Source organism: Pyrococcus horikoshii OT3, from assembly GCF_000011105.1.
GTDB classification, from domain to species: domain Archaea; phylum Methanobacteriota_B; class Thermococci; order Thermococcales; family Thermococcaceae; genus Pyrococcus; species Pyrococcus horikoshii.
In genome coordinates, this window is record NC_000961.1 from 1,610,631 (window position 1) to 1,622,952 (window position 12,322).

Annotated in this window: 14 protein-coding genes and 1 tRNA gene; 5 read left to right on the plus strand and 10 right to left on the minus strand. The window is 38.2% G+C overall.

The window, feature by feature from the left end; genetic code table 11:
- Positions 1-31 precede the first annotated feature (31 nt).
- The 3 genes from PH_RS08740 to PH_RS08750 form a co-directional block, all read right to left on the minus strand.
- Positions 32-454: an IS1/IS1595 family N-terminal zinc-binding domain-containing protein gene (locus PH_RS08740; protein WP_010885911.1), complete on the minus strand. Its 423-nt coding sequence runs from the start codon at positions 452-454 to the stop codon at positions 32-34.
- Between the two features lie 296 nt (positions 455-750).
- Entirely contained in the window at positions 751-1,269 is a 519-nt protein-coding gene (locus tag PH_RS08745; RefSeq protein WP_010885912.1) for a CBS domain-containing protein, read from the minus strand.
- Entirely contained in the window at positions 1,266-2,495 is a 1,230-nt protein-coding gene (locus PH_RS08750) for an Nre family DNA repair protein (protein ID WP_010885913.1), read from the minus strand. The genes PH_RS08745 and PH_RS08750 overlap by 4 nt, the downstream gene beginning before the upstream one ends.
- 116 nt (positions 2,496-2,611) lie before the next feature.
- Between PH_RS08750 and PH_RS08755 the strand changes: the two genes are divergently transcribed.
- Entirely contained in the window at positions 2,612-2,854 is a 243-nt protein-coding gene (locus PH_RS08755; protein WP_010885914.1) for an Lrp/AsnC family transcriptional regulator, read from the plus strand.
- Here the strand turns inward: PH_RS08755 and PH_RS08760 are convergent.
- Positions 2,851-3,150 carry a signal recognition particle protein Srp19 gene (locus tag PH_RS08760; protein ID WP_010885915.1) on the minus strand — a complete coding sequence of 100 codons (300 nt, stop codon included), beginning with the start codon at positions 3,148-3,150 and terminating at the stop codon, positions 2,851-2,853. The two genes, PH_RS08755 and PH_RS08760, sit on opposite strands and share 4 nt — an antisense overlap.
- Before the next feature lie 62 nt (positions 3,151-3,212).
- Between PH_RS08760 and PH_RS08765 the strand changes: the two genes are divergently transcribed.
- The 3 genes from PH_RS08765 (at position 3,213) to PH_RS08775 (ending at position 4,779) form a co-directional block, all read left to right on the plus strand.
- Positions 3,213-3,827 carry a DUF257 family protein gene (locus tag PH_RS08765; protein ID WP_010885916.1) on the plus strand — a complete coding sequence of 205 codons (615 nt, stop codon included), beginning with the start codon at positions 3,213-3,215 and terminating at the stop codon, positions 3,825-3,827.
- Positions 3,824-4,585 (plus strand): tRNA (adenine-N1)-methyltransferase, encoded by a 762-nt coding sequence (locus PH_RS08770; protein WP_010885917.1) that lies wholly within the window; start codon positions 3,824-3,826, stop codon positions 4,583-4,585. Before PH_RS08765 ends, PH_RS08770 begins: the two co-directional genes overlap by 4 nt.
- 117 nt (positions 4,586-4,702) lie before the next feature.
- Positions 4,703-4,779, plus strand: a tRNA-Val gene (locus tag PH_RS08775).
- A 297-nt stretch (positions 4,780-5,076) separates the two neighbouring features.
- Here the strand turns inward: PH_RS08775 and PH_RS08780 are convergent.
- The 3 genes from PH_RS08780 to PH_RS08790 all read right to left on the minus strand — a co-directional run bounded on the left by PH_RS08780 (position 5,077) and on the right by PH_RS08790 (position 8,791).
- Positions 5,077-5,613 carry a hypothetical protein gene (locus tag PH_RS08780; protein ID WP_010885919.1) on the minus strand — a complete coding sequence of 179 codons (537 nt, stop codon included), beginning with the start codon at positions 5,611-5,613 and terminating at the stop codon, positions 5,077-5,079.
- Between the two features lie 850 nt (positions 5,614-6,463).
- Complete coding sequence (locus PH_RS08785; RefSeq protein WP_143522669.1) at positions 6,464-7,654, minus strand: hypothetical protein; 1,191 nt, start codon at positions 7,652-7,654, stop codon at positions 6,464-6,466.
- A 129-nt stretch (positions 7,655-7,783) separates the two neighbouring features.
- Positions 7,784-8,791, minus strand: coding sequence for an integrase (locus PH_RS08790; RefSeq protein WP_010885922.1), 1,008 nt, complete (start codon positions 8,789-8,791; stop codon positions 7,784-7,786).
- Positions 8,792-8,969: 178 nt separating this feature from the next.
- Between PH_RS08790 and PH_RS09725 the strand changes: the two genes are divergently transcribed.
- Positions 8,970-9,158, plus strand: coding sequence for a winged helix-turn-helix transcriptional regulator (locus tag PH_RS09725; protein WP_231833699.1), 189 nt, complete (start codon positions 8,970-8,972; stop codon positions 9,156-9,158).
- On the opposite strand, the gene PH_RS08795 is transcribed toward PH_RS09725, so the two are convergent.
- The 3 genes from PH_RS08795 to PH_RS08805 all read right to left on the minus strand — a co-directional run bounded on the left by PH_RS08795 (position 9,111) and on the right by PH_RS08805 (position 12,299).
- Entirely contained in the window at positions 9,111-9,614 is a 504-nt protein-coding gene (locus tag PH_RS08795; RefSeq protein ID WP_048053498.1) for a YkgJ family cysteine cluster protein, read from the minus strand. The two genes, PH_RS09725 and PH_RS08795, sit on opposite strands and share 48 nt — an antisense overlap.
- A gap of 42 nt (positions 9,615-9,656) precedes the next feature.
- Positions 9,657-10,370 (minus strand): DUF257 family protein, encoded by a 714-nt coding sequence (locus PH_RS08800; RefSeq protein ID WP_010885924.1) that lies wholly within the window; start codon positions 10,368-10,370, stop codon positions 9,657-9,659.
- 168 nt (positions 10,371-10,538) lie between these two features.
- Positions 10,539-12,299 (minus strand): tRNA uridine(34) 5-carboxymethylaminomethyl modification radical SAM/GNAT enzyme Elp3, encoded by a 1,761-nt coding sequence (locus PH_RS08805; protein ID WP_143522670.1) that lies wholly within the window; start codon positions 12,297-12,299, stop codon positions 10,539-10,541.
- Between the last annotated feature and the right edge of the window lie 23 nt (positions 12,300-12,322).

Consider the following 12,322-nt stretch of genomic DNA (forward strand, 5'->3'; position numbering starts at 1 on the left):
TACATACACAATATTTAAAGAGATAGCTTGATTATTGATCATCTAGTAATATATTGAGTAATTCCCTGAAAAATTTTTTATGCCCAGTGATCCTCTCATACATTCTATATACCCGTGATCTATTGATTCCAAGTACCCTACTTATCGATGAAGGTGGCATACCTAGCATTAAAACTAGATATGCAACAAGGATGATATCCTTGAGAGAGTGAACACCCTTTAATGGTGTCCCATCTAGCTCACTAAAAGTTTTTCCACACTTTTGACATTTAAACCTTTGAATCTTGATATTATTCCTCCGATATATGAATCCAATCTTGACAACATGATCCGAATTACAATAGGGACAAGTAACCTTTTTGTTAATTTTTCTAATTGCACTTATGATATCTTCATTTGGTATTGATGTTAACTTGTTGATTTCTTCGGTGATCTCCTTTAACCTCCCCTTCATTTTCAAGGTTAAGCAAATTTGATTTCACCTAGGTACAATAAGATTTAACATTTTAAAACATTTCTACGGCCTAATTTAAATATGGGAGTAACATTTAGTAACAAAAACTTTCACATGTTGTGTCATATGTTTCGTCAATTCAAAAGTTGTTGATTTATAAATGTTGTTAATTATTTTCTAAAGTATATGTACAATAAAATTAAATTAGTTCGTATTCGTGCATTTTAAAAATTTAAAAATTCACACAAAATTCAAGAGGACTAAGTAAATTTTGCCTAAAAAGTAACGTTTCAATTTTATGATGATACTATTCTTATCAGTCTTATGATATCCTTAACTTCAAGAAGCCCATGAACCCTTCTCTCCCTATCAATAACTGGAAGATGGTGCTTTCCCGTTTCAACCATAAGCTTTATCGCTTGACCAAGGTCATCGTTAACGTTGATAACTATCGGCCGCCTAATCATGATATCTTCAACCCTAGTAGCCCTACTAAGGGTATACTTTTTTAGCATTCCAAAACCCGCTATTGAATATCTCCTGGGGGGAACGAAGTAATGGAGTAGGTCCTTCATAGTTATGAACCCTATGAGTTTTCCCTCGTCATCGACTACTACTGCAGAGGTCTCTTCACTACTAAATCTGGAAATTAGATCGAAGAGGGGAGTCTCGGGCCTGACTTTCAAGAAATCTTTATCCATAACTATCCTTACTGGAACCTTAGATATATACTTGATGTTGTAGCTTAGCTCCTCTCTTCTGCTCATTAAAACTAACTTCCTCTTCCCAATTATCCTCAAAATTTTCTTTTTCATGATCTAACCCCCAGGAAAGAAGTTATAGAGCGCTGATTTAACTGTTTAAGTATCCAACTTCTAGCTAGATATCTCTCCAAGGGATGCTTCAATTTAACTCTTAATCTATTTAAAGCATCTTCAAGGGTATAAAACTTTTCTGGTATTCCTTCAAGAGCTTTTTTAACCCCTACCCTTATCTGCCAAACCCCAACCGGAGTATAATATGCCGGAGTAACCTCCCTAAAAACTATTGCACTAGCCTGCCTTTTTCTTCTTCTAAGGTGTTCCAGAACGCTTAGTCTCGCTGCATAATAAGCGCCTGTAGTCTCTTCCGCATATCCCTTTATCCCTCTATAGTCTTCACAGTCATGCAGTACGACAGGATCCTCACTCCCGAACAGAGAACCTTTAAGCCAGACCTCCAGCAATTCAAAGGAGTACCTTCTAGGCATTAAAAGGATAACATACCTATTCCCCAAGAATTCAGATGTATAAACTTCGTAAGTCTCAATTGGCTCGAAATTGAGGATAGACTTTCTTAGGTAATTTCCCAAGGTATCCTGAACCGCAGTAATGCTCCACCTAGTGGGAACTATCCTGGGTTTTAAACCAAGTAAACCAACAGATAGCAACCTGATGATATAGTATTCATCGAAGCCTGACTCATAAAGGGTTATTACTGCATCTTTAGCTTTTATTTCATCCCCTACAACTCTCTCAACTTTCTTAGGAACCTTTGGATTCTCAGCAATCTCGAAATTCTTAACCTCCCCACTTGGTCCAAGAGGAGGTGCAAACTCACTTGGAATAACTTTGAGAATTGGTTTCCTTTTAAGGAGCATTTCTGTATCAATAGGTTTTATTGACATTGCAAGTTCCTGGAGTTCTTCAATAATCCTATCACTCCTTCTTAAATCGATATGAACCCTAGTTTGACCTAGAACTAAAATTGATCTAAACTTAATTACATCTTCAATCCTGGCATTTTCCCATTTCAGAGGATTATCTAAATAGCTAGTGTCCCCTTCAATGGGTGGCACTAAGGGGCCTATTCTAACCTTTGGATATCCATATTCGCCGACAAAAACACTTGGCGGAGACGATCCAAAGATATCCTCTCTATTTACTAGAGGAGTAACTTCCCTAGCTATCCTAATCTTTTCCAATATAGGGCAAACAGGCCTTCCACATAGTAATTTCCTTCCCTTACATATCGCACATATATTCGAATTGAGCTTGATCATTCTTGCTCTAAATTGGGATTTGGAAGATTTAACCTTTAAGGTCAAATGGAAAATGATATAAGAGGTAAGAGTCAAACTCCAAGTGTAAGCTTTCGAAAACCAAAGGGGGATGAAAAATGGTTAGGGCGTATGTTTTGTTAACTATTGAGATAGGGAAAGTAGAAAAAGTAATTGAAGAGCTTAAGAAGATACCAGGTGTCACCAAAGCCGACGCAGTTACCGGGCCCTACGATGCCATCGTACACATAGAGGCCAATGACCTCGGGGAGTTGACCAGGAAGATACTCCATGACATCCATAATATAGATGGAGTTATCGACACGACAACTGCAATAGTTGTAGAAATAGAGGAAAGCTAACGTCTTCTTCTAAATTCCCTAATTTTCTGAGCTATAAGCCTTAGAGTCTTTACTTTTCCATAGGGGCTTTCAATTATTATTCTTCCATATGTTCTTAGTTCTTCATCTATACCCGAAAGCCTTGGATTTAGCTTTTCCCTATCAACTTCTACAATTTTAAGATTTAAAGTTTCAGCGACTTCAATGATCTCATCAAGAGAAGGCTTTTCAATGGCTAAATTTTTTGGAATTATCCTCCCATATTTCCTACTTAATCTTGAATCAAGCTCGCAAGGCCAGACAACGAATCTTCCCATCCTTTCCCCCAAGATTTAAAAACATTGAATATTTTAAAAATGCTTTGGGAGGGAAGATCATTATGAAACCAAAATATATTGATAAAATGGTTATAGATAAAATTAGGAATGGTGATGTCGCAATAATTGAGTACCCAAGCACATTTCCCATTCACGAGTTCCTATGGGGAGACTTAATACCAGTCCTAATTGATAATTTTGAGATAGTCATAGATGATTTCTTTGGACTAGGTGATGTACTTTTCAGGACTTACTTAAGGAGAATCCCTCCGAAAAGATACCCAGAGGTTATGGAAAAGATTATGGGGAAGATAAAGGCGATAAAGATAGGTCCTGGGAAGATAAGTTACACGGGAACCATTGAGGAGATACCCCTAACGTACGATCTATCAGAGTTCATAAAACTATATTATCCTGGGATAAGGGAGATACTAACAAAGTCCTCCAAAAGGGTTATTTTCATAACAGTGGGTCTTTCAGAATATCTCTATTTTGGTGGAAATGAAGCTCTAAAGACCGTACTCTTAAGTAGAAGCATCCTCCCAATTGAAGATTGGACGTCAATATATCTATTAAATGTGGATCTTGCCCCGGAGAGAAGTGTTGCTGCATTGGAAGAGATAAGCCCCTTTATAGTGTACCTATCGGAAAAGGGGACATTGGTGAAAAAGGAATGATAAGGGAAGGGGATAAAATAATCTTGGTAGATCCCAGGGGTAAGAGGTACTTAGTTACCGCTACTCCAAAGGATTTTCACACGGATCTGGGGATAATTAAGCTTGGAGATGTTATAGGAAAGAACTTCGGAGATAGCATTAAGAGTCATAAAGGACACGTGTTTAAGATCCTAAAGCCCAGGATAGTGGATTATTTAGATAAGATGAAGAGGGGCCCACAGATAGTTCATCCCAAAGATGCAGCATTAATAGTTGCTTATGCTGGAATCTCCCCAGGAGACTTCATTGTTGAAGCGGGAGTTGGAAGTGGTGCTCTAACTTTATTCCTTGCTAATATAGTCGGACCTCAGGGAAAAATCGTTAGCTACGAGATTAGGGAAGATTTCGCAAAGTTAGCTTGGGAGAATATAAAATTAGCAGGATTTGAGGATAGAGTCACGATAAAGCTCAAAAATATATACGATGGCATCGACGAGGAAAATGTAGACCATATAGTACTTGATTTACCCCAGCCAGAGAGGGTCGTTGAGCATGCAATCAAGGCCTTGAAGCCTGGAGGGTTTTTCATTGCTTATACACCCTGTGCAAATCAGGTAATGAGGCTTCATGATAAGCTTGCGGAGTTTAGAGATACCTTTATGAGGCCAAGAACAATCGAGGTGATAGTATTCGATCAGGAAGTCAAAAAGGAGTGTATGAGACCCAAGACGACAGTTTTAGCCCATACAGGTTATATAACCTTTGCTAGAAAGCTATGATCAGTTGAGAGGGGGCTCATCATCGAGCGCCTCTCAGGGTACCGTGAAGATCATCATCACAAAGTAGCTATCCCGAAAGGTTTATAATTGTTAATAGAGGGTTGTTAATCGGGAAATGGGCCCGTGGTCTAGTTGGTCATGACGCCGCCCTTACGAGGCGGAGGTCCGGGGTTCGAATCCCCGCGGGCCCACCAGAAGCTCCTAAATCTTTCATAGAACCCAATCCGAAAATTAACTCTTCTAAAATTTGTATTCTTACATCTAATTCGTTAATACGCCTCTTTAAATCGTTTAAGTCATTAAACGGTTGTACAACTTTTTCCTTAGGTTGTACAACCTGGGAGCCATCATTTTCCTCTACATATATAACAAGGGCCCTTCTTCCGTCAACTTCTCTTAACTCTATCTCCACGTCTTTCCCAATTAACCCTTCGAATTGTCTCGGCAACCGTAATACCGGATACTTAAACCCGTCCTTACTCTTACTTTGGCTAATCCGTCTTTTCATTTTCATCATACTCACCTAACGTATCCATAATTTCTTCCAACTCTTCCGGGCTTATCACAAAAACATTTGAAGCCCCATGCAATATACTAAACGCTCTCGACGCCTTAATGCTCCTCTTAACTAGATTTTCGACATCTCTTATAACGATAAAACCATAATCGCACATTCTTGACAAATTCGCAATATCTCCCAGAATATATTTGCTCGGTCTATCACTTAATTCGAGTTCAAAACCAATGACAATATCCTTGTTTATATCCTTATACTTTGGCAGAATTTCTAAGTTTTCCTTCTCATTAAGATTTACCTTTTTCTTCATTTTTTCATTAACTATTATTAAAAAATTGACAAACCTTGGATCTGCTCTTTTGTACCAAACTACGTCAATCTTGGGAATATACACTTCACGTCTGTCCTCTTCCCTCAACCCCTCTGGAGTCCATTCTTCTTCGACTTCAAATCCAAGTTTTTGACCAAATTCCTTTATCTTCTCACGCAACACCTTTTCATTCTCCCTCATACCTTCCCCCCGTAAGACTCTGGAAACGCTCTAAATCTTTTAATTTCCAATCTTAATATTTTTCATTGTTTTCCATATATACCGTGTTCTGGTCATAGTCAAGGTAAATTTAGCCTTTATCCAACCTAAGTTACCTAATTATAATTCTCCTTCTCCCTTGAAGTATAATAATCCCTTCTTCTCTTCCACAATATGGACACTCTAGCATTTAAATCACTAATATTTCCTGCTTTTTATACTTTTAATCCTATCATTAATGAAGATAGATCTCCCATACGCCACCTGGAGGCTGACAATTTTCAAACCACACCTTCTTTATCACCACTTACAATCCTATAACATTTATCACTTTCTTTGTCGGCTACCTCCATCCCCCTCTTCATTAAAATAATTCTTCATTAAATTATAATATTGCAAACATCTTGAAAACCAAAACCAAGGTACTCAAACTATGTTCACAACTATATTTATCTTATTGAACTATTGAACATTATCCCCGCATTCATGCCTGATGAATGCACATCCTTTACTTCCTCTTCCCTAAGGTCACTTTTAATTCTTTTTCAACCCCAATATTCTTCACACTTATATCTTTTTACTCTCTTGTTACTTTCTTCCCTCTACTCTCCCTTTTTATTAGAACTTCCATCCCTTCAAACTTAATTAATATGATAATCCAAAATTCAATAAAAGGAGTTTTCGTGCATTTAGATGTTAAGATGCGTTTTTTCCTTGATTTCTACTTTCTAAATTCGCTGATTTGCTATTCAAACTATATTGTTCCTTTTTTACTTGCACATACTTTAAACCTAATTACCCCTTCAGTCTTAACAACTGTTGAGTGTGATTTTTAACTTATTAGCTCTAATATTTTGTTAACAGCTTCTTTCGCTTCTTTCCAATATTTTACGTTTTTCGGATTCTTCAATCCACCGCTTTGTTCCAAAGGAATAACTTCATCCTCACTCATCTGTTTTTGCAATTCCTCACTTATCCTTTCAATTTCACTAAACACTAAAAATACTCTCAGGACTCTAAACTCTCCGTTATCAAATAAGCTCTTCTCTTCCGGTTTCTCTCTATGCGCGTGTTCAATGTACTCTATGTATACATCAGGAGAAACTTCCAAAAACCGTGCTCCATTTAACATTTCTATCATTATCTTCTCATTGACTTCATAATCTCTCTCGTTAAAATCTCTTGTTTCCTGCTCCCAGAATTCTACTAAAAATTCTAAGATGTCAATTTTACCCATTCCTATGCTGGAATGTTTGTTTAACTCCTCAAGTGTCTTAAAATTATAGTTTATGTAATCAATGGTCTCCTCAAATAACCTAAACGCTAAACTCTTCCTTTTCTTCCTTCTTTTAGTTTTCTTGCCACCAGCTACTTTTCCTATTTCCTCTAAAAATGTTAAGATATCTTTTTCGCTCTCAGACCATTTCCTTCTATCATTTTCCTCATACATTTTTATTGAATAAAATCCCCTATTGACACTTATCCAATTTTTTATTTCTATAAGCACAATATTCCTCCTATCAAGGTCAATTAAGCCTACATCAACATATTTACTACCTTTGCTTGGTCTTCCTCTCTTCCCACGCTTTTGCTTGTGGGCTCTAAAATACGGGATTAGTATATACCTCCTCCTTTTCCGATATAATTCAAATGCAAGTGCCATTAATACTAGATCCTCAGCAATTTTTCCTACGAGTCTTGCATATTCTTCATATTCTTTTGACGTTTCTATATGTTCACTTATTACTTTTTCAATCTTATGAATTTCCACTTCTCTTTCGCTTTTAATGGCTCCTATAAACCTTTTTTTAATTGTTTCGCTTTTCATCTCTTCTATTTCCTTTTTTATTTGATTAATAGAATCACCTGGAATTCCAAAGCTCTCTTTGATTAAGTCAAGCCACTCGATAATCCTTTGCTTGGTCTCCTCTACAGAATTGCTTTCCTTAATTATCTTAATGAGAGATTCCATGAGTAACATCCTAATCTCATCTTCAATACTCTCTATGTCATCCTCAGGCAACACCTTCATAATCATATCAATAAGCCAGGAGGGAGTCTTCTTTCTTCTTCCTCTTTTCTTTTCCCTATCATTATTATCTAGGTTGAACTCTACTTTTTCCCCACTTCTTCAATTTTTTCGTTTTCCTTCTCACCCATTAAAGTCACCTTTCCTTATTACTTCTCTTATTCTAAGGGCCTCTTCAAGACTATGAAGAACCTTCCCATAATACCTTTTTGCCTGTTTCAATAAATCCAAATAGTGGATTCCCATTATATTATGTCCTTGACTGTGGCCGATTATGAATTTCACAACACTTTCGGGAACCCCAAACTCCACCAGCTTATTAATAAGCCATTTTCGCAGATACTTTAACTTTACTCCCCGTTTAACAGCATATGCCTGAATCCTATAATATGTCGTGTCCATCTTTCTAAATCTTCGCCCAAGCCATCCTGGCATAAATGCATAATTTGCCATCTTTGTTTTTCTTGCCCATCCCAGCTCATAATACGCTATTTCAACTCCATTAATCTTTTCAAGCTTTAATCGTTTTTCGTCAAAATTCTGCAGAATCCTGACAGCTTCTTTAATTCTCAATCCACTAAAAGCGATAAGCAGAGTGGCTAACTTTGCATCTTCTCGATCGATCCTCTCGATCCATTCCCTGACTTCTTCATCGCTTGGCACATATAAATCCACTCCTATCGAATAATCGAACTTTACTGTCCTTCTTAGCCTATTCGCAAACTCCTCACTTATAATCCCAAACTCAACACAATAATTGATCAGGTTTCTAAATGCCTTCGCGAATTTGTCTTTGCCCCGTTTAATATTGAACATTATCTCTGCAACGTCACTTGAGTTCCTTATTACTCTATCCCCAATATACCTGTCCAAATAACTCAGATAATCCTTGGCAACCTTCGCACTCACTTTACTCTTAATCCATCTTTCAAAGCCTCCTCTAATCTCTTTATATACGATTCTTTCGATAATTCCTGTTCTACTTATATTAAAGAATCCGAGTCCATTATTATCGTATATACGAGAACTGTATATATGATAATCAGAAATCGTTAGAAAGTTGCTTTTAGGTAATTCGAAGTTTATAGAGTAAAATTTTTCATTTAGACTGACCATATATCCGTTTGGCATCCTTACGAGGCGGAGGTCCGGGGTTCGAATCCCCGCGGGCCCACCATCGTTGCCTCTTTAGAAAGACTTTTATTAGGTAAGAAAAATATTCTATGAGGGGTAAAAATGGGGAGGGATCGAGTTTGCTAAACTTCCTAAATCAGCAATCTCCGTTCTTAGTGCTTTAAGCTATGGCCCAATGTCCTCAAAAGAGATAGCGGAAGTAACCAACCTTTCTGAAAGAACCGTGAGATATGCGTTAAAGATCCTGAAGAGTTACGGGATCGTAAAAGAGATATTTCTGCTCAAAGATGCAAGGAAACGAGTATATGCGACGAATTTAAGATCTGAGGATCTTGAGAAAGCCATCGAGATCAGTAGCTTCTAACTCTTCCTCAAATTTTATACCAAGCTTGAGAATCTCTTCAGGAGTTATAGTATCCCCATCTTCATCATTTATCCCAGGACAATTCTCATCATAGTAAAGCCAAAAGCTCTTACCATTGATTTCGAATTTCTTCTCACCCTTAATTCCCAAAGGTTTCTTAGAAACCATGAAAGGATATATTCTACAAATTAAAGGTCGATGAGGATGAACTTTACATAACCCAGTTTCAGGATCCTGAAAAACGCAACCTAAGTCCCATTCCCTAACCGAGAGTACGAATCTAATCTTCCCATCTTCAATCGATATCGTTAAGAAATCTTGAGGATCGTAACCAGCATCAATTAGCCTTTTTATATCATTTAGAGTTAAATAGACATGTCTACCCTTACAACAGTCGAGGCAAAACTTGCATTTAAACTTTACCGGCTTAACAAAGGGCCTTGGCTTAAATCTCATTTGTTCCACCTATTGAGTGCTAACCTTAAAAATTTTAAAGAATTAGAGAGTTTTTAGGTGGTTTTGAAGTGTGCTTGCAGATACCTTAAGCTCCTCCCCATACTCCTCGAACTTCATAGATTTAACGATCTTGAACGAAAGCCTCTTGTCAATTCCTGCCTCACCCTCCAACTTCAGCTCAAAAACTCTAGTGGCAAGTTCAATAAACTCGTATAATGCTTCCTTCTGCAATAGTGATGTGTTTAGGAAAACTATTCTGGAAAAGCTCTCATTCCCCAGAGGGGCTCTTCCCAACAATGCAAAGAAGGTTTCAAGTTCACTTGGAGATCCCTCAAACATCCTCACTATCTTCTCGGCCCCAACTCCAATTATGATTATGGGCCTACCCTTGGAAGCTCCCAACCGCATTATCATTTCATTTAATTGCTTCCCAAATACCAATATCTCCGAGTCAAAGCTTATTCTCTTAACAATCTCGCCAGTCTCGATGAACCCTCCTACCTTAATGACCTTGGCCTTATCTATAATGCTTGTGTCAATTCCAGCTAGCTTTAGGTTAACCTTAATGAGGTGTAAGTGGTCAAGGACATCGATTACTGCAAAGGGGATGTTACTCTCCGCAAGGTTCTTAACTAAAATATAGAATGCGAGATGAACAGGTTCTTCCGACGTATAGGTTATTAAATATAGCTCTCCCGGATGAATACCACCTAGGTACTCAAATAATCCTGATTCAAATCTCTGAGCGGCTTCCATTGTGCCTCACCTTTACGCCCTTAGTACTGCATAAGAGGATATAAAGCTTTTGGAATTATAACAAATGATAATTGTTGACAATGCAAGAAATACAATGACCATTAGTATTATTGTATAAATTTTGGAAATATAAAGGGTAGACTGTAGAATTACTAATAGCGATGTATGTCAAGTATTAAGGTGAGCGTCGAACTTATTTACCCTCTCGTAGTCGGCATAACTTTTATCTAGCCTTTTACTAACATAAGGTCCATCTTTCCTATAGCCAAACTTCCTGTAGTACTCCCTAACGCCAACTCCGCTAATAACTAGGATCTTCTTTGCATCAAATTCCTCCCTAGCTATCCTTTCGGCCTCAGATAGTAACTCCCTCCCATAACCTCTATGTTGCCATTCATACTTAGGCTTCTCCCCTATTGGAACTAGGGGACCATAAACGTGAAGTTCTCTGACTATAGCGGATGGACAACAGTTTATCTCTTTTCTGTGGGCCTTCTCACTTGGAATCCTAAGCCTTAAAAAGCCTATTAAAATGTCATTTTTGACATCTTCAAAGCTTAAGAATATTTCTTGACCCTCGGAAGCTTCATAGTCCTCCCTTAGCAATTTTATATGCTCTACCTCGGGGATTTTACCGAACTTCTGCATCTGATGTCCAACTTCCCTAAACCTTATCTCCCTTGGCCTTATTCCCCGCCTCACCAGCTCGTTGAAAACGAGCTGACCAAGATTCGAGTGCTTCACTCCAGCGACTATTAGGTGAGCAGGTATATCCCTTTGAATTCTCATAACCCTAACCCACTTTGGAAAAATCTTATAAGCCTCAACTAGAAGCTCAAGAGCTTCTTCAGTTGTGTATGGCCTATAAAGACCCGCCTTGTACCAGGCATAAAGGGGAGCATCCCTGGTGACTAGGGTGGGGTATATTTTAAGCATGTCAGGCCTAAACCTAGGATCTTCAAATATCGTTCTAAAGGTATAAAGATCCCTATCGAAGTTGCTCCCAGGGAGGCCAGGCATTATATGATAATTCACCTTAAGTCCAGCGTCTTTTAATAACTGGGTAGCCTTAATAATTTCCTCAACTCCATGGCCACGCTTGGTTCTCTCGTGTATAAAGTTGAATATTGTTTGAACCCCAAGTTCCACTCTTGTTGTTCCAAAGCTTAACATCCTATCAATTTGTCTTTCAAAGGCCCAATCCGGTCTCGTCTCTATTGTTAATCCAACCATCCTAACTTTAGCTTTCTCATTTTTCCTTTGCTCATCTTCAAGGTAGTAATAAGGCTTCCTGTGGGTTCTCTCCCAGGCCCTTTTAAATTCAGGATCCTCTTTGAAAACTGATTTATCACCCTTTAATATCAGTCTAACGAGCTTTTCCTCCAAGTTATCAATATCCTTAAAGTAGTGAAAGTCGTTCATGGCCTTGAATGCACACTTAACGAACCACTCCTGATAATCCAAGTCCACCGCAGGAAAAGTTCCTCCCTGGATTATAACCTCAACCTTATCTATTGGATGACCTATGTCGTATAATTGCTTAAGTCTGGCCATCATGATTATATAGGGATGGTAACCATACTGGGAAGCCCTTAACGCTGAGGGTTCCTTTCCGGTGTAGCTCTGTGGAGAACCAACGCTTGGGCCACCTGGGCAATATATACACCTTCCATGAGGGCAAGGGAAAGGCTTCGTCATCATTGCAACGACTGCAACTCCACTTATAGTTCTAGCAGGCTTCTTCTTCAATAGATCTCTAAATTTTTCCCTCTTGTCCTTTGGTAGGGCCTTCCATATATCGGAATTCTTAGGGAGCTTAGGAAGATGATACTTCCTGGCCACCTCTATTTTTAATTTGTTTAACTCCTCCCTACTTTTCACCTTTCCAGAGAGCAGAGCTTCCACAATCTCAACTATTGCTTCTCTCATCTTCCCAGCCTCTCTATAAATTT